At 45.7% G+C, this 21362-nt stretch carries 23 protein-coding genes; 15 read left to right on the top strand and 8 right to left on the bottom strand.

Going from position 1 to position 21362, the window contains the following annotated elements; translation table 11 throughout:
* Positions 1-45 precede the first annotated feature (45 nt).
* The 3 genes from ICU98_RS03360 to ICU98_RS03370 all read left to right on the top strand — a co-directional run bounded on the left by ICU98_RS03360 (position 46) and on the right by ICU98_RS03370 (position 5077).
* A complete protein-coding gene (locus ICU98_RS03360) occupies positions 46-1608 on the top strand; it encodes a site-specific DNA-methyltransferase (RefSeq protein WP_251365377.1) in 1563 nt (520 codons plus the stop codon).
* A gap of 11 nt (positions 1609-1619) precedes the next feature.
* Positions 1620-4376: a DEAD/DEAH box helicase gene (locus tag ICU98_RS03365; RefSeq protein WP_215352763.1), complete on the top strand. Its 2757-nt coding sequence runs from the start codon at positions 1620-1622 to the stop codon at positions 4374-4376.
* Positions 4377-4522: 146 nt separating this feature from the next.
* Entirely contained in the window at positions 4523-5077 is a 555-nt protein-coding gene (locus tag ICU98_RS03370) for a hypothetical protein (protein WP_215352765.1), read from the top strand.
* Between the two features lie 141 nt (positions 5078-5218).
* On the opposite strand, the gene ICU98_RS03375 is transcribed toward ICU98_RS03370, so the two are convergent.
* Complete coding sequence (locus ICU98_RS03375; protein ID WP_215352766.1) at positions 5219-5473, bottom strand: hypothetical protein; 255 nt, start codon at positions 5471-5473, stop codon at positions 5219-5221.
* A 677-nt stretch (positions 5474-6150) separates the two neighbouring features.
* Between ICU98_RS03375 and ICU98_RS03380 the strand changes: the two genes are divergently transcribed.
* The 9 genes from ICU98_RS03380 to ICU98_RS03420 all read left to right on the top strand — a co-directional run bounded on the left by ICU98_RS03380 (position 6151) and on the right by ICU98_RS03420 (position 12080).
* On the top strand, positions 6151-6585 hold the full coding sequence (locus ICU98_RS03380) for a DUF6641 family protein (protein WP_215352767.1): 435 nt from the start codon (positions 6151-6153) through the stop codon (positions 6583-6585).
* A gap of 59 nt (positions 6586-6644) precedes the next feature.
* Positions 6645-7010: a DUF6876 family protein gene (locus tag ICU98_RS03385; protein ID WP_215352768.1), complete on the top strand. Its 366-nt coding sequence runs from the start codon at positions 6645-6647 to the stop codon at positions 7008-7010.
* A 471-nt stretch (positions 7011-7481) separates the two neighbouring features.
* Positions 7482-8180, top strand: a complete 699-nt coding sequence (locus ICU98_RS03390) for a hypothetical protein (protein WP_215352769.1) — start codon at positions 7482-7484, stop codon at positions 8178-8180.
* A 62-nt stretch (positions 8181-8242) separates the two neighbouring features.
* Positions 8243-8881: a hypothetical protein gene (locus tag ICU98_RS03395; RefSeq protein ID WP_251365378.1), complete on the top strand. Its 639-nt coding sequence runs from the start codon at positions 8243-8245 to the stop codon at positions 8879-8881.
* A gap of 19 nt (positions 8882-8900) precedes the next feature.
* A complete protein-coding gene (gene queE, locus ICU98_RS03400; RefSeq protein ID WP_215353064.1) occupies positions 8901-9557 on the top strand; it encodes a 7-carboxy-7-deazaguanine synthase in 657 nt (218 codons plus the stop codon).
* A 24-nt stretch (positions 9558-9581) separates the two neighbouring features.
* Positions 9582-10040 (top strand): 6-carboxytetrahydropterin synthase QueD, encoded by a 459-nt coding sequence (gene queD / locus ICU98_RS03405; protein ID WP_215352771.1) that lies wholly within the window; start codon positions 9582-9584, stop codon positions 10038-10040.
* Positions 10013-10498: a tRNA adenosine(34) deaminase TadA gene (gene tadA / locus ICU98_RS03410; protein WP_251365379.1), complete on the top strand. Its 486-nt coding sequence runs from the start codon at positions 10013-10015 to the stop codon at positions 10496-10498. Before queD ends, tadA begins: the two co-directional genes overlap by 28 nt.
* The gene (locus tag ICU98_RS03415) at positions 10495-11436 is read left to right on the top strand and encodes an LD-carboxypeptidase (protein WP_215352772.1); all 942 of its coding nucleotides are present in this window, start codon (positions 10495-10497) and stop codon (positions 11434-11436) included. Before tadA ends, ICU98_RS03415 begins: the two co-directional genes overlap by 4 nt.
* Complete coding sequence (locus tag ICU98_RS03420; RefSeq protein WP_251365380.1) at positions 11430-12080, top strand: heme-binding protein; 651 nt, start codon at positions 11430-11432, stop codon at positions 12078-12080. The genes ICU98_RS03415 and ICU98_RS03420 overlap by 7 nt, the downstream gene beginning before the upstream one ends.
* A gap of 27 nt (positions 12081-12107) precedes the next feature.
* On the opposite strand, the gene ICU98_RS03425 is transcribed toward ICU98_RS03420, so the two are convergent.
* From ICU98_RS03425 to ICU98_RS03445, 5 genes are read right to left on the bottom strand one after another with little or no spacing between them, the layout of a single operon-like run.
* A complete protein-coding gene (locus ICU98_RS03425; RefSeq protein WP_215352773.1) occupies positions 12108-12983 on the bottom strand; it encodes a 23S rRNA (adenine(2030)-N(6))-methyltransferase RlmJ in 876 nt (291 codons plus the stop codon).
* A 3-nt stretch (positions 12984-12986) separates the two neighbouring features.
* Positions 12987-13769 carry a phosphatase PAP2 family protein gene (locus ICU98_RS03430; protein ID WP_215352774.1) on the bottom strand — a complete coding sequence of 261 codons (783 nt, stop codon included), beginning with the start codon at positions 13767-13769 and terminating at the stop codon, positions 12987-12989.
* Positions 13770-13773: 4 nt separating this feature from the next.
* Positions 13774-15033, bottom strand: a complete 1260-nt coding sequence (locus ICU98_RS03435; protein WP_215352776.1) for a glycosyltransferase family 9 protein — start codon at positions 15031-15033, stop codon at positions 13774-13776.
* A gap of 9 nt (positions 15034-15042) precedes the next feature.
* A complete protein-coding gene (locus ICU98_RS03440) occupies positions 15043-16095 on the bottom strand; it encodes a lysylphosphatidylglycerol synthase transmembrane domain-containing protein (protein WP_215352778.1) in 1053 nt (350 codons plus the stop codon).
* A gap of 48 nt (positions 16096-16143) precedes the next feature.
* Complete coding sequence (locus tag ICU98_RS03445; RefSeq protein WP_215352779.1) at positions 16144-17667, bottom strand: glycosyltransferase family 39 protein; 1524 nt, start codon at positions 17665-17667, stop codon at positions 16144-16146.
* Here ICU98_RS03445 and ICU98_RS03450 point away from each other — a divergent pair.
* On the top strand, positions 17666-18517 hold the full coding sequence (locus tag ICU98_RS03450; protein ID WP_251365381.1) for a DUF3047 domain-containing protein: 852 nt from the start codon (positions 17666-17668) through the stop codon (positions 18515-18517). The genes ICU98_RS03445 and ICU98_RS03450 overlap by 2 nt on opposite strands.
* 68 nt (positions 18518-18585) lie before the next feature.
* Positions 18586-19674 carry an iron-sulfur cluster carrier protein ApbC gene (gene apbC / locus ICU98_RS03455; RefSeq protein ID WP_215352780.1) on the top strand — a complete coding sequence of 363 codons (1089 nt, stop codon included), beginning with the start codon at positions 18586-18588 and terminating at the stop codon, positions 19672-19674.
* Positions 19675-19684: 10 nt separating this feature from the next.
* Here the strand turns inward: apbC and ICU98_RS03460 are convergent, their stop codons facing one another.
* Positions 19685-20395, bottom strand: a complete 711-nt coding sequence (locus tag ICU98_RS03460; RefSeq protein ID WP_215352781.1) for an ATP-binding cassette domain-containing protein — start codon at positions 20393-20395, stop codon at positions 19685-19687.
* A complete protein-coding gene (locus ICU98_RS03465; protein ID WP_215352782.1) occupies positions 20388-21083 on the bottom strand; it encodes an ABC transporter permease in 696 nt (231 codons plus the stop codon). The genes ICU98_RS03460 and ICU98_RS03465 overlap by 8 nt, the downstream gene beginning before the upstream one ends.
* Before the next feature lie 64 nt (positions 21084-21147).
* On the opposite strand from ICU98_RS03465, the gene ICU98_RS03470 reads away from it, so the two are divergent.
* On the top strand, positions 21148-21351 hold the full coding sequence (locus tag ICU98_RS03470) for a (2Fe-2S)-binding protein (RefSeq protein WP_215335458.1): 204 nt from the start codon (positions 21148-21150) through the stop codon (positions 21349-21351).
* The last annotated feature ends 11 nt before the right edge of the window (positions 21352-21362 follow it).

Here is a 21362-nt window from a genome sequence, read left to right on the forward strand (position 1 = left end):
TGCAGAGCTTTCCTATCATGCGTCAAGCGCCGCGCTGATTCAGATTTGTTTGATAACAAGCTGATTTTTGGTGACAACCTGCTGGCTTTAAAGGCTTTGGAGCAAGAGTATGCAGGTAATGTGAAATGTGTCTTTATTGATCCGCCTTATAACACTGGTTCAGCTTTTGAGCACTACGACGATGGTATTGAGCATTCACTTTGGCTTAGCCTAATTCGCGACAGGCTAATCATCATTAAAAATTTGTTAAGTGCTGATGGAACATTGTGGATAACGATTGATGATAACGAGGCTCATTATCTGAAAGTTTTAAGTGATGAAATTTTTGGAAGAAATAATTTCTTGGCTAACGTCATCTGGGAAAAAGCTGACAGCCCAAGAATGGATGCCAAAACCTTCTCAACACGGCATGACCATGTTTTGGTTTACTGTAAAGACATTAATTCAGTCAATCTAAATCGTCTTGAAAATCCTGAAGAAAAGCAAGCCCATTACAACAAGATTGATGAGAGCGGAAGGCGTTACTATTTGAAGCCGTTGAGGGCTATGGGCGGTCAAGGCGACAGCAGGGAAGCTCGTCCATCCCTTTACTATGCATTAATAGCCCCAGATGGTACGGAAGTTTTCCCAAAAAAACAAGATGGAACTGATGGTGCTTGGCGCTGGCAAAAAAGTAAGGTCGAAGTGGAAAAAAGTCGAATCGAATGGATTAAAACAAAAAATGGATGGAGTGCAAATTCACGTTTGTATTTAGATACCTCCAATGGTAGACCTCCAGAAACTATTTGGTTTAATAATGAAGTAGGAACAAATAGAACCTCAAAGGCTGAGATTAAAAATTTGCAGTTAGGTGAGAAATCATTTGATACACCAAAGCCAGAAAAACTTCTGCAAAGAATATTACAAATTTCAACAAATGAAGGTGATTTGATACTTGATTCATTTGCTGGCTCTGGAACCACAGGTGCAGTTGCGCACAAAATGAAGCGACGCTGGATAATGATTGAATTAGGTGAGCACTGCCATACGCATGTAATACCTAGGATGAAAAAGGTAATTGACGGTGATGATGGAGGAGGAATTTCTGATTCTTGTGAATGGAAAGGTGGTGGTGGGTTCCGTTACTACAAACTTGCACCGTCACTGCTTGCTAAAGACAAATGGGACAACTGGGTTATTAACAAAGACTACGATGCCAACATGCTTGCTGCTGCCGTGTGTAAGCATGAAGGCTTTACGTATAGTCCGAGCGAAACTGAATGGTGGGCACATGGATACAGCACTGAAACAGATTTCATTTACGTCACAACTCAAACGTTGACGGAAGAGCAATTGCTTGCATTGAGTGAGGATGTGGGAAATGAACGCACATTACTTGTTTGTTGTGCTGCTTTCAAAGCTAGTGCAGCAATGCTAAGCGACAAGCTATCAAACCTAACGCTCAAAAAGATGCCACATGCACTTCTATCGAAGTGTGAATGGGGCAAAGACGACTACAGCTTGAGCATTTCCAAATTGCCAGTAGCGGTGCAGGATGATGACGAGCAAGAAGCAGCTCCCAAAAAGAAAGCAGCTAAAAAAGAAGCTGACTTGTTTGGCGAAGAATAAAGAGAGCAAACATGACAGCCTTCTACAGCCTTAACGAACAATCCAAACGCAGTGTGAACGCAATCAGTTCACGCCTTAGCCTTCGTCAACCTCAGCGTGATAGCCTTGAAATATTGGCGCACATACTTGAGAAAAATCCACCCGTAAAAGGTGGTGACTTAGTTGCTGAACTTGCCAAGGTGCAAGAAGCGTATCCAAATGTTGCTAGCTTCGACCGTGAGTTTGTTTCACTGTGTTTTGCATTAGCTACGGGTGTTGGTAAAACACGTTTGATGGGTGCATTTATGGCACTGCTGTACACGCAGTACGGGGTGCGTAACTTCTTTGTGCTTGCGCCTAACTTAACCATTTACAACAAGCTGATTACAGACTTTTCGCCTGCATCACCTAAGTACGTGCTGAATGGCTTGCAGGAATTTGCCAACAATCCACCTCTAGTTATTACTGGTGACAACTATGACAGTGGCATTGACGTTGGCAGTGGCAGACTAAACCAAGATGAAGTAACTATTAACGTCTTCAACGTCGCCAAGATTAGTAGTGAAGTGCGTGGTGGCAAAGCGCCTCGTATCAAACGCTTGAGCGAATACATTGGACAGAGCTACTTTGAGTACCTAGCTAGCCTTGAAGACTTGGTAATGATTATGGATGAAAGCCATCGTTACCGCGCTAGCGCAGGCTTCAAAGCGATTAACGAATTAAAGCCAATGCTTGGCTTGGAGTTGACTGCTACGCCTCAAATTGAGAGTAGCACAACACCTGAGCGTTTTAAAAACGTTATTTACGATTACCCCTTAGCCAATGCAATTGCTGATGGCTTTGTAAAAGAACCCGCCGTTGCAACACGCGAAGACTTTAACGCTGACAACTATGGCGAAGAAGAGCTTGAAGACTTGAAAATTCGTGACGGTGTAGTTGTACACGAAGACACAAAGATTGAGCTGGCTACTTTTGCACGTAACCACAACTTGCCAATCGTTAAGCCATTTATGCTTGTTGTGGCTAAAGACACAACACATGCGGACAACATTGTTGAGCGCATTAAACGTGATGACTTTTTTGGTGGGCGCTATAAAGATAAAGTCATTACAGTGCACTCAAACCAAAAAGGCACAGAGAGTGATGAAACCATTGCCCGTTTGCTTGCAGTGGAAGACCCAACCGAGCCAACAGAAATTGTTGTGCACGTGGATAAATTGAAAGAAGGCTGGGACGTTCGTAACCTCTACACCATCGTTCCGCTTCGTGCTGCTAATTCGTCAACGCTTGTTGAGCAAAGTATTGGGCGTGGCTTGCGATTGCCGTACGGTAAACGCATGGGTGTTGCAGCAGTAGACCGCCTAACCATTGTGGCGCACGATAAGTTCGATGCCATCATTAACGAGGCTAACAAGCCAGGTTCAATCATCCGTGCTGTTGTTCGCATTGGCAAGGACATTAATTTGGTTGGGAAGAAGGCTGTAACAGTAACAAATACTGCAATTGAACAGTTAATCGGTCGTCCCACTGTTCAGCCTGTGCCATCGCAGCAGTTTGATTTGGGAGTGCAAGCTAAGCCCGCACTTACAACGCGAGAAGAACAAACTGTTGTGAATTTGATTGTTGAGGCAATTAAGGAAAACGAGCGCAGGGTTACGGATGTTCCAAACCTTGAAGCGTTGATTAAGCCTGACGTTCAAGCTCGCATCGCCAAGAAAGTGACTGAGGCATACGAGACAACGTATCAACCAGCACAAGCTGAGTTTGCTGAAACAAGCACTATGCCTGACATTGCCGCTATTGTTAAAGACAGCTTGAAGCGTTATTTGGACTTGAACATCGGCATTCCCCGTATCAGTGTTCGACCGAAGGGCACAGTACGCACGGGATTTAAAGACTTTGAGCTTGATACCAGCGCAGTCAATCAGCAGCCTGTAGACCAAAACATCCTTATCCAACATCTACGTACTAGTGACAGGTCGAAGATTCATGCCGACTTGGCATACGCAACAGAAGAGCGTTTTGAGGACTACATCGTCCGTAACTTAGTGGACTTTGACGACATCAGCTACGACGAACATGCTGACATTTTGTACAAACTCTCAAGCCAAGTTGTTGCAAAGTTGCGTAGCTACTTGAGTGCAGATGCGGAAGTGCTAAACGTTATCCAATTCAATCAGCGCCAATTTGCAACGTATATCCATTCCCAAATGCAAGCGCATTGGTGGCAAGAAGCTGACGAAGGCTATGAAGTAACAGTTAGCCGTGGCTACCAAACGTTTACTGATACAAGCTATTCAGCAGATGGCAATGAGAAACTGCGTAACGTGCATCAACCCCTTGCAACTGGTGAGCGTGACAGGATTGGCGGAATGTTATTTGGTGGCTTTGAACGCTGTTCGTATCCAGTTCAAAAATTTAGCAGCGATAGCGAGCGTATGTTTGCTAGCTTGCTGGAAAAGGATTTGGACGCAATGAAATGGTTTAAGCCAACCCGCGACCAATTTGCCATTAGCTACCGTGATGCAAGTGGCAGCACTGCAACGTATGAACCAGACTTTGTTGTGGAGACAGCCACGCACAAGTACATAGTCGAGCCTAAGCAAGCAAGTTTAATTAATGATGTAAACGTTCAAGCCAAGAAGCAAGCTGCTGTTACTTGGTGTGAGAACGCTAGTAAACATGAGTTGAGTAATGGCGGTAAAGAGTGGTCATATGTCCTTGTCCCCCATACTGCAATATTGCCTAGTGCAACATTAATTGGATTAGTTAAGCAGTTCGGCGCTTAGTTACCTAGAGTTAATTAGCTCTTCAAACATAAATAAGTTTGGAGAGCTGATATGAAAATAATTAAAATACGACCGAACCCAAACGCCAAACTCAATACCAAAACATCCCCACTGACTAGCCAAAACCCCACGTGGGAAGCTAGTTTATGAGCGCAGTAGAGCGTGATAAAGACTTATGGAAGTTTCTAGTGGTAGCAGCGGATTCCAAGCTAACAATTCGTGATATCAAGCGGCTGACTAAAAGCAAGTCCCTTTTCCAAGTCAAGCAACTAAAAGCCAATCCCAACAAAGACGTTGCAGAAATGCTGAATGTAATTGGCATGGCTTTGGACTGCATTCACATTCAGGGCGACTTTGCACGCAAGTTCAAAGTTTATAGGGTTGATCCCAACGCGATTTCAACCTTTTACTCGGTAGCTGACCCAGCCTTCATCGCTGCACTTGAACTCGACCCCTATCAATATGCCGAGCTAGCTGCTTGTATAGCTGTAATGGTCGGAGTGATGGCTGTATGGGAAAAGACTGACGAAATGCTGGAAGACTTTAGGCGGGTATACACAGAAGCTAATACTGCCAAGATTGAATTGAGCGTATTAAAGCATGAATTTCAACATCTTCACTTGATGCGCAACAAGCTGGGTAATACGGCTTTTAAGGATGCAATGGCAAGTGTTGAGCGTTTGACCAAGTCCAAGTGGTAATGGGCTACAGCGGGGCCTTGGTGGGTCATGAGTCAAAGTGCTCTATTGGTTCAATAGAGCGGTTTGAAACCCTCATAAACGTCAAATCATTTGACATTTACTTTGGCATTTAAGGCATAGCTTTTATAGATTCAGATTGTATTAGTCGCACATGTAATTACTCAGAACTTGAAGTGCTCCACCCACCACAATCATTGCTAATCCTAGCTTTGATAGTAGTAATGTCCTTTTAAATTTTTTGACATCTTCAGGCGTTGGACATGGAATCGTCATACTCCCTTTGCCCTCTAGATATACTTTTTTATCTGCAAAGTTTAATTCAGTCAAATACTTCCAAACTAATAAAGAACCAATTGTTGCAAGTATTATTCCTGCTGAATTTACATGTGTTTTCATAATGTTAAGTGAAGTATTGAATTGATTAATGATTGCACTTCGCGCAATCAACTCGACGCAATCTTCATTTCACTAACGTTCATGAAGATTTACATCTCGTATTTTATTTCAAAAGCATTTAATCCCCATCGCTAGGAAGATCATGCCATGCCCTGTTACGGGCATGACAATTTTTAACTCATCGCTGAGGTTATTTCATTCAATACAACACAACTTGCAATTGCAAGATAAGGTAGGTTTTGCGATCATCCTTTTACGTGCCAGTCTTACGCTGTAGCCCTTCGCTGTATTGATAGCTTCAGGGCACATGTGGGTTTAATTATGGCTTCCCACTCACTTTTCTAGCATTTATTATTTGCTAGCAACCATGTAAAACATCACAAACGTTTCTGCAGCAAAGGTGCGACATTTAAGGCGTCCGGTTAAGGATAGTGTGATGAGTGCGAATAGCAAGAAATTCGTCGAGCGGTTCCGTTACATACACGTAGAGAACGGATTTCGCAGCACCATACAAACGGCGTGCCAACCTTAACCTTGCTTGTATGTTTATTTAGCATTACTGATAATTTAAAGCGGAGATTTAGAGTGAAATCGTATCAATACATATCTTTTTGGTTGTCCATAATATGTCTTGAAAATAAAGTTGTGTTGCCCTGTTAAACACGAAAGGAAACACAATGGCAACTTTAAGTTCACTCAAGCTCGTAGCAGCTAAAAAGCCTACTAGTCAAAATCCAGTTCATCATCGTCGTAAAAAGCTCAGTTTAAAAGTTCTAGAGCAGCTAGCTTTAGCAAAGGCTTTGAAAAGTGGCGAAACGTATTCACCCACCCGCACTAAAATGATTACTAACGCTGATGGCGAGCGTGTGCAAGTAACCCAGCCTAAGCGAATCAAACAGTGGTGGTTTGTTGACGGCAATAAAGTATTGCTACAAGTTCGTTATGGCGCAAAGGTGCTGAGTTTGAATGGCAAAAGCAATGCTATTGAATGCGCTAATGCTGAAGGATTGATTACGGCATTGACTACGGTAAATGAGATTGTCTTAGCAGGAGAGCTTGACGATCAAATTTCAGCTGTATCGGGTCAAATTCGCGGCGCATTTGGAAAATGATCGCCAGTTGGTATGCTAGCCACTTAATTGTGACGGCACACTAACCCGCTCAAAATATTATGAATAAGAACGCATCACAGCTGGTTAATGAACTGGCGCAATTTACAGGTACACAGCACTACTACCAGATTAGTCCTTATGCAATGCTAACTGACGGGACAAAGCATCTGGCTCATGAGGCGGGTGCATATTGGCTAATGGATGCTATTGCTAGCTATTTGCCGCAATTTAATGGACGGGAAGAGTTCATTGTTGCCAAACTATCAGTTGATTATCCCGAAGCTCGCTTAGTGCTAGATAACGGCAATGGGCGACTTCTGGATAGGCAATATTTTGAGTACACCAATTTTCCTATATCCAATTTGCAGTTATATGCCTGTTGGGGCGGAGAGTATTGGGTAATTATGCTGACAAGCGAATATTGATTGGCTTGCATTCATGCTCAATCCAAATCCAAACCAAATAAGTGGAGCCAAGCTCATTAAAATGAACACTTATGAAGCTGTGATCCGTGTTGCTGGTACAGATACGTTCTTGTGGACGCATATTGAGGCTTCAAATGACCAAGATGCATTTTGGTTGTTAAAAGACCTATATGGCTCGAGTAATGTAATTACAGTTCCACACCTTTTTCAATGTAAAAGTATTTGACGTTTCCATTTGTCAAATATTTGACGTTGCAAATGATTTTTAAGGTAACATAACCCGAAATAAGTCACGCAGTGTGTAACTTTTCGATTATGAATCTCAACTAATTCAAGTGGTTACGCAATTCGCCAAGATCTTAAAATGACCTTAAAAACTTACACAAATGTTACACAAAACTACGAATCACCCGGAAAGCCTCATGAATGCTGGGTGTTTTTTAGAGTAACTATTAAGTGGGAATAATGCTCATGCGTCTGATACGGAATCTTTCAGCTATTAGTCTGATATTGTTGCTTACAGCTTGTTGGACCCCCTTAGGCTACGAGAGCGGTAAATCGATATCCACACCCAATCCTTTGCCGACTGTACGTGCTCCTCAAGTGGGTCAAGAATGGGTTTATTCAAAAAAAGATGTCTTTGATAGCAAAGAATTGGCAGTCATTACTGAGCGAGTTTCTAGAATTGGCTCCAGCATTGTTCTTTCTCGTACTGATGCAAATGGATATCAGCTGCCATCTGAAATTCAAGACCCATGGGGAATGATTTCAACAGATCCACACTGGTCAAAATTAATTACTTACAACCCAGCAATTCCCTTGTGGCCGCAAAACCTCTCGGGGGGTTGGAGCAAGCAGATAAGCACCCAATATACAGTCGCTGGATATCCAGGTAACGCATATCAATGGAATTTATTGATGAATTCAATGGGCTGGGAAAGTATTACAGTTCCAGCAGGTACTTTTAATGCTTTGAAATATGAAAATCTGATTCATTTCGATAGCCCTGATCCTGGTAAATCAGATTGCACCAGAAAAGAAACAATTTGGTTTGTTCCTCAGATCGGGCATTGGGTAGCACGTGAGTCAACTGGCTCATGCATCCTCGAGGGTGAAAACAATTCTTTACGTGGAAATACTACCCAGTGGCAACTGCAGAGTTACAAGTAAACCTCCCGCGAAGAGCTTTAATAGTAAGTGCGGCCGGCTTGCCGGTTGCATGCCTCCCATCTTTGCCTTTTCCGCAAGGGGTAAACGAACCCCAGCCGAGCGATGTTCGTATCCGACCTCCGCAAATTGGTCAACAGTGGGTTTACAACATCAAAAATGTTTTTAATAGCCTATCGATTGATACGCTCACCGAAACAGTAGTTTCAGTAAGTGACCATGTTCGTATATCCCGCTTTAGTCAAAAATTTGGTGCTTTACCAGATGAGATTCAGAAACCTTGGGGATATATTTTGCAGGACCCTCATTGGAATCCGCCCCAAAAATTTCAAAAGACGGTACCCCTCTGGCCAGAAGAATTAAGAGTGGGCTGGTCTGGCTTTTATCGAACCCGTTACGAGGTAGTTGGCTATCCTGATAATTCATATTATTTGGGGGTTAATATCAATGCCCAAGCATGGGAAAACATTCAAGTGCCTTCGGGTGACTTCCTCACGCTTAAGTACCATATTAACGAACCCGAATTCCAAAGTAATGATTTTTCTCGTTTAGCTAATTGGCGTGATGAGGATGTATGGCTGTCGCCTAAAATTGGTCGCTGGGTCATTCGAAGAAGCTCCGGCCGATACGTCCTGTCCGGCTCAACAATTGCTACCGCACTTTGGGAAGATTATTTAGAGAGTGAGCTGATCTCTTGGAAATAATCCAACTTCTACTTGTTTGATTATGTATACCGTTAAAGAACTTTTTCCAACTCTGCAAGGCGAGGGTGCTCATACAGGCCGAGCTGCAATCTTTTGTCGCTTTACTGGATGTAATTTATGGAGTGGACGCGAAGAGGACCGTGCCACAGCCCAGTGTCAATTTTGCGATACTGATTTTGTGGGTTTTGATGGTGATGGTGGCGGAAAGTTTGAGACTCCCGAGAGTCTTGCCAATGCAATTGAGCTCGCATGGCTCTCAACCAGTGCTGGACCTCAGCAACGTTATGTTGTCTTTACCGGTGGCGAGCCTTTACTTCAGTTGGACAGAGATCTCATTGATGCGCTTCACCACAAAGGTTTTGAGGTGGCGATTGAGACGAACGGAACACTTAAAGTTCCTGCAGGTGTTGATTGGGTTTGTGTCAGCCCTAAAGCCGGATCCGATTTAGTGGTGTTGCAAGCAGATGAGATTAAGCTGGTCATTCCTCAGTTTGGACATGAAAACTTAGAAAATCTACTCGCCCGCTTTGAGAAGATGGATTACCGCAACCGCTATCTGCAGCCGATGGATGGTCCTCAATTAAGAGAAAATACCCAATTAGCGATTCAACTGTGTCAAAAACGCCCTTTATGGCGCCTGAGTGTGCAAACTCATAAGATAATTGGCATTCGGTAATTATTTCAAGAAAAGTATCTCCTCATGAAGCCAGCACCCATTTCCATCACCCGTCGACTTGAGTTTGATGCGGGTCATCGCATCCCGAATCATGACGGCCAGTGCAAACATCTTCATGGGCATCGCTATGCAATTGAGATTACATTGTCTGGTGAGATTGCTAATCATCCAGGTCAAGCTGATGACGGCATGGTTTTGGACTTTGCTGATATCAAGCGTTTGAGCAATCAGCATGTGGTTGAGCCTTGGGATCATGCATTCTTAGTGGCCAAAGAAGATACAGGCCTTGTGGATTTTCTCAATACTCTACCTAATCACAAAACAGTGGTGATGGAGCATGTCCCGACAGTTGAAAATTTAGCGCAAGCGGCTTTTGATATCTTGTCACCTTTATTTGATCAAGCTTTTGCTGGGCGTTTACATCTCACGGCAATTCGGCTTTATGAGACCCCTAATTGTTGGGCAGACGTCCATCGCTCTTAATGATGTCTACCGAGCTTGATCACCAGTTCATGATGCAAGCTTTAGAGCAGGCTAAGTTGGCTGCTCAGGCTGGAGAAGTTCCGGTGGGGGCCGTCTTAGTCCATGATGGGGTAGTTATCTCTAAGGCATTTAATCGCCCAATCGGTACTCATGATCCCAGTGCCCATGCTGAAATGTTGGCCCTCAGATCTGCCGCTGGAGCGCTGAAAAATTACCGTTTACCGGGTAGTACTCTGTACGTAACCCTAGAGCCCTGTGCGATGTGTGCTGGAGCAATGCTCCATGCTAGAGTGGATAGAGTCGTTTATGGCGCGCGCGACCCAAAAACGGGCGCTGCTGGGAGTGTGGTGGATATTTTCTCGATCAATCAATTGAATCATCAAACCACCGTTGACGGCGGCATATTAGAGTCAGAGTGTGGGCAGGTGCTGAGGGATTTCTTTAGGGAGCGGCGTTGAAAAAAATTCATGTAATTGCCCCTTCTGGCGCAAATCCTGATCAAAAAAGTCCCCTTGGAGCTATTGAGTGGTTCAAGCGACAAGGTTTTGAGGTTCAGAATACCGATTGCATTGAGCGTAGGCATCAACGTTTTTCTGGAGTGGATGCAGAACGTTTAGCTGAAATCAATCAGATTGGTAAACTTTCAGGCGATCACTTAGTGCTAGCGATGCGCGGTGGATATGGTTTGCATCGTTTACTACCCGATATTGAATGGCAGCACATTGCCAATGCCATTCAAAATGGACTTCAGGTATGTGGCCATAGTGACTTCACCGTGTTCCAGCTCGGCTTATTGGCTAAAACAGGAGCAGTCTCTTTGGCTGGCCCAATGCTGAACTATGATTTCGGCTCCAAAGAAGACCAGTCAGATGTTAATCCTGATGGCTTTATGTGGCAACACTTTCAGGCGGCCATTCAAGATCGTGAATTGGATTGCACGGTAGAGGCGCAGCAAGCTTATCTTGGTAGATCTACCGCAGGAGAGCTGACTGGAACCCTCTGGGGTGGCAATTTAACGATTTTGTGTAGCCTGGTGGGAACTCCGTATTTCCCAGCACCAAAGCAAATACAGGGCGGCATTCTCTTTCTGGAGGATGTGAATGAACATCCTTATCGAATCGAGCGCAATCTGATGCAATTGCTCGACGCGGGTATTCTGAGCTCGCAGAGTGCAATCTTAATGGGTGGATTTTCTGCCTATCGTCTTTTCGACCATGATCAGGGTTATGATCTCAATGCGGTCTACGAACATCTGCGTAAGCGTCTGCCAGAAAATATCCCACTCTTAACGGATTTACCGTTTGGACATCAGGCAAACAAAATTACTTTACCTGTTGGAGCCAGCGGTAAATTAAGTTACAAGCCCTCTGGCTTTATCTTGCAGTCCAAATGGTAAGCGAGTCCCAAATGCGTCAAACCATGAAATTACTCCAAACCGGTTTAGTCGGAATGATTTTCTTCTCAGGAGTTGCGATGGCAATTGAAGAGCCAAAATATGCCGTGCTTGAGCAGTCAGGCCCTTTTGAAATTCGAGCCTACGAACCCAAGATCATCGCCGAAGTGAAGGTAAAGGGCGATATGAGTGAGGCTTCTAGTGCAGGCTTCAGACTCATTGCGGCTTATATCTTTGGCAAGAATCAATCCAAAGAAAAAATTGAGATGACTGCTCCGGTAACGGTGCTGCCCCAAGCTGAGTCCCCCGCGATGGGTTCGCCCGTTTTAATTAATGAGGGTACCAATGAATGGTTAGTAAGCTTTGTGATGCCAAGCGCTTTTGAACTCAATACTTTGCCAACCCCTGTTGATGAGCAGGTGCACCTCAAAAAGATCCCTGCTGAGAACAAGGCAGTAATCACTTTTTCTGGGTTTAATACTTATAGCAAGGTGGAGACCAAGACCAGTGAGCTCAAAGAATGGATGGCAAGCAAGCATCTGACACCCATAGGGCCAGCGCAATTTGCGCGATACAACCCACCATGGACTCTGCCCTTCTTGCGCCGTAGTGAGATCATGTTTGACTATCGATCAGAGTCGAAGTGAATCTAGACTGATTTAAATGGCAGTGCTTTAGGCTTCAACGCTTTTTAAGACAAATTCAGCCCCTGAGTTTTGACCCAAGACCTTAACAAGAGCGGGTAGCGTCTCCTTGAGCTTGCCTTCAAGGGTCCATGGCGGGTTCAGAACAAACATCCCGCTGGCTTGCAGACGTCGCTCGCCCGGTGAGTTCTCGACTCTAAGCTCAGCTTGAAGCCAAGACCGTTTATGGACGGTAGCGATTTTTTGTAACCTGTCTGGTAGCGCCGCTGCTTCTCTTCTCGATAATATGGGATACCAAATTGCATAGCAGCCTGTAGCAAAGCGGCTTAGGGCTTCCTCAAGAGTAGATTCAAGATAGCGATAGTCTTGCTTATCTTCATAAGAGGGATCAATCAAGACTAGCCCACGGCGACTAGGAGGAGGTACCAAGCCTTTTAAGCGACTAAAACTATCTGCATGGTAAAGATCAATCTGCTTGTTTTGCGGCAGCTGTTGAACATTGTGTCGGAGCAAGTCAATCTCTTTAGGGTGAAGCTCAAAGAGCTTTAAGCGATCTTGTGGTCGCAACATTTTCGCGATGATAAAAGGAGACCCAGGATAAAAAGCAAGCTCTTCGCTGGGATTTTCGGCAGTAATCGCTGCCATATATTCGCTAATACTGTCAGTGATTTCTATCTCTTGATTATTGTGCCAATAGCGACTTAAGCGAAAGATGCCGCCCTCAGCCTCTTTGCTCACGGCCGCAAAGCCATCACTCAGGCTATAGATACCAGCCCCAGCATGAGTATCAATGATCGTTAGGGCGCCTTCTTTTTCTTGAAGATAGCGAATGAGTTGAATGAGCACAATGTGCTTCAGGATATCTGCATGACTGCCAGCATGAAAAGCATGTCGATAGCTAAACATGGATTAGTGGTTGGATTTGGTGTGCTGCGTTTGCACAAAGAGTGCCAGCGTGAGCGCAATCAGCAGGGCAGAGGCATATTGCAAAGGTTGATTTAGATCAGAATCCATGGTTTGCGTGAGTAATGGGTAGATTGCGAACAAACCACACAGTGCAATACAGCGGGGCCACCATTTATCTAGAGTCAATTGATTATCAGGGATAAAGCTAGCCAGTAATGAGCCCAGCATTCCGCACCATAGACCAATAGCTGCCGCTACAAATTCATCGCTTAACCAGTGAGCACCCACAGCGCTTCGTGATAAGCCAACTAGTCCTGCTAAAACGAATAAGCCAAGCAAAGACTTATGCTTGTTCATACCTACTGCAAAATAAAGCCCGCTTGCTACAGCAAAAGCGGTTAAGGTATGACCTGAGGGCATGGAGTTGTAGAGCAATGCCTCGCCAATTTGATGAAAGTCTCCGCTAGCGAGAATGCTTGCGGGCCTGGGCAAATTCATGAGCGGTTTCAGAATCGCAATGACCATGCCACCCAGTAGCCCAGAAAAAATTCCAGCACTCAGTAAACGAGGGGCTAACAAGAGTAAAGGAAAAGCAAGTGCAAATGTGCCCCAACCATTACCTAAAAAAGTGAGGCCTGCCCAAATGCGGTCTGGAACATGCTGAGTGATTTGATTGATGAATAAAAAACTACTGCTTTGAATTCCGCCAAAGTAAATAAATAAACCCAAAGCTAATGGCAGAATGGGTAAGCAACATAGCAATACAGAGGGGCGTTGATATCCCATGAAATTAGGCTTGTTTGGCGAGATCGGCGCTCTGCAGTTGCAGCTCAACCTTCTCCATCACTTGAGCAACGCTAATAGATTGCATGCAGACGTTATTTTGACAAGGGGTCTTGCGATGGTTAGCCGCACTGACGCAGGGTGAGCAAGCTAAGTTGGCTGTAATGGAGATGGAGTTTCCTAGGGAGCCATACAAAGCAGGGGTTTCAGGGCCAAACAAGACAATCGTTCTCAATGGTGTGACTGCAGAAAAGTGGCCTGGACCAGAATCGTTCGTTACCATCACATCCGATAGGGTGTAGAGAGCGGGCAGCTCCGAGAAGCTGACTTGTCCTGCAAAGTTCAATGCATGCGCAACATTGGCAACAGAACGTACAGTTTCCACATAGGCGATTTCAGCCGGGGAACCAGTAATCAGAATCACATCATTGGGATAGCGTTGAGCGATCCGCTGGATCAATTCTGAGAAACGTGCCTGAGCCCAGCGACGCTGTGGCAGCAAATCACTCGCATTAGGATTGATCAGAATCAGTCGTTGTTTACCATGAACAAAAGGAATACCAGCATCGCGTGCGAGCTTCTCAATTCGTTCAATGACTGTATATTTAACTTCAGGATCGATGATGGCCTGAGCAAGCTGTACTTCAGAATCGGCAATATGAATCTTGCTATAAGGAACTTCAATTTCTTTAGCAAAAGCCGCATGAATCAGCGATAGAAAATTCTTAGTAATATGAATGTGCGGGTTGTAATGCACTTTGCGGGTCAACATCGTGCCACGCCATAGACCTTCGCCATGGAAAATGTGATAACCGACTCGGTGCCGAGCACCACACAGGCCTGTTAACAGGGCGGTAAAGCGGGAGAAGAGTTCGAGATCAATGACGGTATCAATTTTGTGACAGCGGGCGATCCATAGAAAACGCAGCGTGTCCTTAATCAACCCACCCAGACTAGAGGAGTCAATCGTAAAGATATTTTCAGGCTTGACTGTATTGAGAAGGGATAAGCTGGCGCGGTTACTCTTAAAGATCAAGAAAAATAATTCTGCTCCACGAGCTTGCGCATTACGCATCGCTGGATCAACCAAAATGGCACTACCCATTTCTGATAATTCAATAAAGAGTAATTTTTTTGGAGCATCAAGCTTTGGTAAGAAGATGCTTTTAATGCGATCTACTAATGCGATGAAGGGGCTGACTATGGCGCATAAAGGAACCCCGACCCAATGGTCGATGGCACGCATGGTATTGACGCTAATACTCATAATAGGGCTCTAGAGAGAAGACTTTCGTTTGAATAGAATAAATGCACCAGGTAGCACGCACAAAACTGTGAGTGCGCCATAGCTAATTGAGGCGAGTACGGTGATCGATGGGTTAACTGCCCAAAGGGTCAGAACGGAAGAGAGGGTAGCCTCCCTTAGTCCCCAACCAGAAATGCTGATGGGTAGCATTAGCAATAAGCTGAGTGCTGGCAAGCCGATCATCAAGCCGGCTAGCGGTGCTGAAGCGCCGTATGCTTTAAGACAAAAACCGAGCGCCAAGATGGTAAAGAAATGAATGCTCATGGCGACAAGCGCTTGCACAACATTGATGGGCCAAGCAAAAGCAAAACGAATGCCAGGAAGGGCATCGCCCATATTCAATTTCACGAGAAACTTTTGTAAAAGACTGCGCGATGGCGCCCAGGCCAAAATACAGGCAACCAATAAGCCTGAGGCGAGCATGATGGCCATCAGGACATAGCCCAAGGTGGTTCCCCAGCTAGCTAGCGTTGCGCCACCCATGATTAAGCCTAGAGCCCCCAGTAAATTATTGCCAGCAAGGCCTAAGAGTCTATCGACAAAGACCATCGCAAAGCTCAAGCGCAATTTGGGTTTAGCGTGCTCCAAGTCCACTGCATGGTGCAGCTCTTCGTCTAAGACTTTCTGCTCAGTAAAGTGGCCTTGAGCGTCTAGATGACTTGCTGTAATGGCTCTGTAGCTATCTCCACCTAAGGTGCTAGGCAAGCCTTGATTGATCAGTCCGCCTGCAAAATAGAGCGCAACATAATCTTTGAGGCTGGCTCTAAAGCCTGAGCGTTTCATTAAGAGACCCCAGCGCAAACCACCGGAAATAAAAGCCAATACGATAGCTATTCCTGCTGCTACAAACCATAAAGGCTGCATTTGAATCTCGGAATGAATCAAGGCATCCCAGTCAATTCCGCTAGTCGCCTTCCAAAGTAAGGCGACCGAAAGCAAAATCCGGATGGTGGGCCAGGCTTTCTTCAGCAGGGATTTCCACCCAGCAGGAGGATTGGGGGTGGCCACAGATTGAGGATTCATAGGCCTAAGGATAATGCTTTAGACAGCTTAACCCTTGAATTTAAAGAATTACTGCCTTAAACCCGTTTTCTGCCAATTAGTACATAGGCTAAATTCAAAACTGGATAAATGTTGGCCAAATCGCTCAATGGCAATCTGATCCAAGGGCTTGCATTCCGCAAAGGCAAATTGTTCGCCTGCCGGGCCGCTGATGGGTTTATCCCTGGTTGGCTGATGAAATGACATACCAGTCCAGTTCACTAATAGAACCGAGCTACCCAGTGGCAGTTGCCCAAACCAAAGATCAAACTGATCTTGACGTTGATCGAGGATGAATACAGGTAGGGGATGGGCATACCAAGCAATGCGGCTACCTAAGGTCCAATTCTGAACGGCAATGCCTTGAACTTGATTGGCTTTAGCCAGCTCCGTTGCTTTTTGACCGGCTAATTTCCAGCCATAAAGGTCAGCAATCGGATTGCTCTTAATCGCAGCCGTATTGATGCCGCCTGATAGGACATAAGCAAAGCCCAGCAGGCATAGTGTGATCTGAAATATCCATAGCAGCTTAATCCAGAAACGGTGCCGCATGGACCAGGCTTTTGCTAAACCAATGCCGGCAAAAGGCGCCAGACAAAACCATGCGGGGCTGGTCCAGTGCGGTAAGCCCCCGCCACCAGAGAGCGCGGCAAAAATCCCAAAAGGAATGACAAAGAAGCCCAAGAGCGCCAGTATTGAGCGACGACCAGTATGTAAACAATTTTTACAAAATAAAAAAGTCCCGATGATGATGAGAGGACCAAAGCAGAGCACCTGCAGACCTAAGAATGCTGCAACCCGGCGCCAAGCCCATGAAGATCCCCCACCATGAGCGATTTGGTATCTGAAAGAAATCCAGTCATGGCTTCCATTCCAATAGATCACTGGGCTGATGAGGATTAGAGCAAAGACTGCGGCGAACCAAAACCCGCGCTGACCAATCCACGTTTTTCTGGGATGAACCAGAAAGACGATCAATAAAGCCAAGGCAGTGAAGCAGGCTGTGTATTTGCTAAGTCCTGCTAATCCCAAGAGGATGCCCAACACTATCCAATCCCCAGTGCTGAAAGTGTCCTTACGGATCCAGCGTAAGGCCATCAACATAATGCCAAGACTCAAGGGAATTAATAAAGTATCGGGCAGTAAGCCAATCGCTAAAACATGGGGCAGTGGTGCAGCGATGACGCAGAGCACTGCCATCAAGCCGCAGGAATTGGCAGAGGGTAATGCGCTAGTGAGAAAGCCAGCATTGCGACCTTGGATGAGACGGTGAAGCTCTTTGCTGACTAAAAAAACACCGTAGCAAGATAGCACCCACAACAACTCTGGTACCAAGCGAATGATTCCTTCATTCGCGCTGAGGCTAATTAAGGGCCACTGAATCCAACCAACCAAGGGAGGGTGATCAAAATAGCTCAGCGCTAGGTGTCGCGCATACAGGGCGTAATGCGCTTCATCAACTGAAAATTCAATCGCAAATCCCAAGCCAAAGTGAACTAGTGCAGCAATCAAGATGCTGATGATGACCCAGACAGTAGGGGGGTATTGACGCATGAAGTTCGATCCAGATTTAGCTTCATCGATTTTAGACTCACTAGGCGCAATTTTTGGGACAATTCATCAGATGTTGATCACCCCTACCCTCCGGACTGCTTTTGCGATTGCCTTAGTGCTAATCATTCCTGCTTGCTCTACCGTGAATCAGGATTCCTCGAGCTCGTCTCCAGCAGAGGCTTTGCCGCTTCATGAGAACTTACCTCAGTTTTCTAACCAAGGTAGCGGTGGGATTGCAGCATCTGGCTGGAGCTTTTACCGAATCGCACCGTTTAAAAAGAATACGGTTTATCGCTTAGAGAAATATCAAGGTAGAACCGTTCTGAGTGCGAGTGCAAAAACAGCAGCCTCGGGATTGGCGGTCAAACTCGTTCCAAGATCAGCTCAAAACTGGTGGTTGCGTTGGGAGTGGAAAGCAACCGAGGCTATTTCGACGGCCGACAATGCCGATCAACAGAATGACGACGCCCCATTGCGCATCATGGTGGCCTTTGATGGCAATAAATCAACACTCTCTTTAAAAGAAAAAATGAACTTTGAGCTGGCTAACCTCATTAGCGGTCAAGAAATGCCCTATGCCACTCTGATGTACATTTGGTCAGGCAAGACCCCGGTTGATACCATCCTTGATAATGCCCGCACTTCACGGATCAAGATGATCGTGGTGGATTCTGGGCAGGGGCATATTGGGGAATGGCGCTTGCATGAACGCGATTTATCGGCTGATTACCAAAAAGCGTACGGAGAGGCCCCAGGTAAAATCATTGGCGTAGCTTTACTAACGGATACAGACAATACCCACTCTGAAACTCGCGCCTACTATGGCGACATTGAGTTAATACGCAAATAGTGCGCAAGGATTAAGATATCCCCAATAAACTAGTTTGCTCACTCGAGCAAGACCCTCAGGAGAGTATTTTGGCAGTTACAGTAGAAAACGTGCAGACAGTATTAAGCAGCATCATGAATCCAGATACTCAAAGCGATTTAATGGCTTGCGCCTCCATTAAAAACCTGAGTGTCAGCGATAACAATATCCATGTTGATGTAGTGCTGGGTTATCCCGCTAAAAGTCAGTTTCAAGCGATCAAGGATTTGGTAGTTTCGCAATTAAAAAAGATTGCGGACGTAAAAAACATTGAGGTAAATGTCAGTAGCGATATCGTTGCCCACACGGTTCAGCGCGGCGTCAAATTATTACCTGGCGTGAAAAATATCATTGCAGTCGCTAGCGGTAAAGGCGGTGTTGGGAAATCCACAACAGCAGTCAATTTGGCCTTAGCCCTCTCTGCTGAGGGTGCCAGCGTTGGAATTTTGGATGCAGACATCTATGGCCCAAGTCTGCCCATGATGCTCGGCATTAGCGGGCGACCAGAAAGCAAAGCAGAAAATACTATCGAGCCCATGGCAGGTCACGGCTTGCAAGCCAGTTCTATTGGTTTTTTAATTAATGAAGATAGTCCGATGGTATGGCGTGGCCCGATGGTCACTTCTGCCCTTGAACAATTACTGCGTCAAACCCGTTGGCGCGACCTAGATTATTTAATTGTGGACATGCCACCGGGTACGGGGGATATTCAGTTAACGCTCAGTCAAAAAGTGCCTGTCACAGGCGCTGTGATTGTGACGACCCCTCAGGACATTGCCTTATTGGATGCGCGCAAGGGCCTCAAAATGTTTGAGAAGGTTGGTGTGCCGATTATTGGCATTGTGGAAAACATGAGCACCTACATTTGCCCAAGCTGTGGACATGAAGAGCATGTCTTTGGTTCGGGTGGTGGACAAAAAATGTGCAGTGATTACGGAGCTGATTTTCTTGGATCCTTACCCTTGAACATCTCGATTCGTGAGCAATCGGATGCGGGTCGCCCAACCGTCGTTGCTGAGCCAGATGGCCCAATCAGTATGGTCTATCAGCAGATCGCCCGACAAATTGCGATTCGTATTGCAGGACTCGCTAAGGATATGAGCAGTAAGTTTCCGAATATCGTGATCCAGAATACTTAAGATGAAGATCTCAAGTGCGCACTAGCTCTTGAGATAAAAAGCGTTCTGCGGCTGGTGTTTTGGGATTAAGGAAAAACTCGGCAGTTTTTCCAATTTCTTGGATTTGACCTTCAGCAATAAAAACAACCTGTCCTGCCAGTCTTTTCACTTGGGCGAGTTGGTGAGAAGAAAAAATGACCTGAAGAGCATCTTGCTGATATTCCTGCATCATCATCTCCACTTGCTCAGTAGCATGAGGATCGAGATTGGCTGTAGGCTCATCTAGCAATATCAGACTGGGCGACTGTAAAAGTGCGCGAGCCAAACAGAGCCTCTGCCTTTCACCTGCAGATAATTTTTGGGCTGGCGTATCAGCCAAGTGCTGCAGTCCTGCACGCCCCAGAGCTTGTTCGATATCAGCATCCGAGATCTTGGAATCAGTATCTCGAACCAAGGCCAGATTAGTTCTCGCAGATGCCTTAATCATGGCGGTGTGATGCAAGACTAAAGCTTTGCTCAGAGCGGAGTCAGAAAAGCGCAGGCTCCCGCTATCAGGTGCGATCAAACCATGCAGTAGTTTTAGCAGGGTGGTCTTGCCTGCGCCATTTGGACCAATCACGGCAGTCATCTGATCAAGATGAAGGATGGCATGTGGAATATTGAGGATGACTTTATCTCGATCTTTGACCAGAATATGATCAAACTCAACCCACTGCTGCGTATGAGTAGATGGATTAAGCATAGCGACGCTCTGCAATTTGGCGGACCATCAATGTGAGGAGGTTTGCCAATAAGACGACGCCCATCAGCACCATGCCCAGAGCAATAGCTAAAGGCAAATCTCCCTTGCTGGTCTCTAGTGCAATCGCAGTTGTCATTGTGCGAGTAGCGTGATCGATGTTGCCGCCGACAATCATGACAGCGCCCACCTCTGAAATCGCTCTTGCTAAACCAGCCAAGATGACAATAGTGAGGGAGAAGCGGCAGTCCCAGCAAAGCCATTTTAGAGTCGATCGATAAGGTAGTTTCAGTGCCATAAAAGAATCACGATGGGAGCGCCACGCATCTTCCAAAATTTGACGACTGAGAGCGGCAATCAGCGGGGTTGTGAGCAGAATCTGTGCCACGATCATGCCAGGCACAGTAAACAGCCACCCTAAAACACCTAGTGGGCCAGAGCGAGATAGGAGAAGGTAGACTAGGACACCTACGATGACGGTTGGTACCCCCATCAGGGTATTTAACAAGACCACGACGATTTTTTTACCCTTGAATTCTTCAACTGCAAGAATGGCTCCTAAGGGCAGACCAAGCAGCGCTCCCACCAAAAGGGCGGCCAGACTCACTTGCAGGGAAACCCATACGATCCCCATCAGGGCTTGATCCTGGTGGGCGAGAAGGGCGAAAGCCCCTTGAAATGCAGTGAACATAACTCGATTCTATCAAGGGGGTGGCAAAATGGCTTTAATGCGATTGATTCCACAATTCCGGTAAATGGCCCAAATCATTTGTCTATGCAATGAGATCTTGGATCTGGATCTCCGAGACTATCTCGATAGCCACAGCATCAATTCGATTGATGAGTTGCGAGAGGCTGCCTCCATCTGTAATAAATGCATGCAATGCCAGGAATTGGTTGAGTCAGAAATCTATTCTGCCCGCATCCGCCGTCAAAATGCAGAGGCTTCCAAAACGTGAGCTCACCCCAG

The organism is Polynucleobacter sp. MWH-P3-07-1 (assembly GCF_018687555.1).
Classification (GTDB): domain Bacteria; phylum Pseudomonadota; class Gammaproteobacteria; order Burkholderiales; family Burkholderiaceae; genus Polynucleobacter.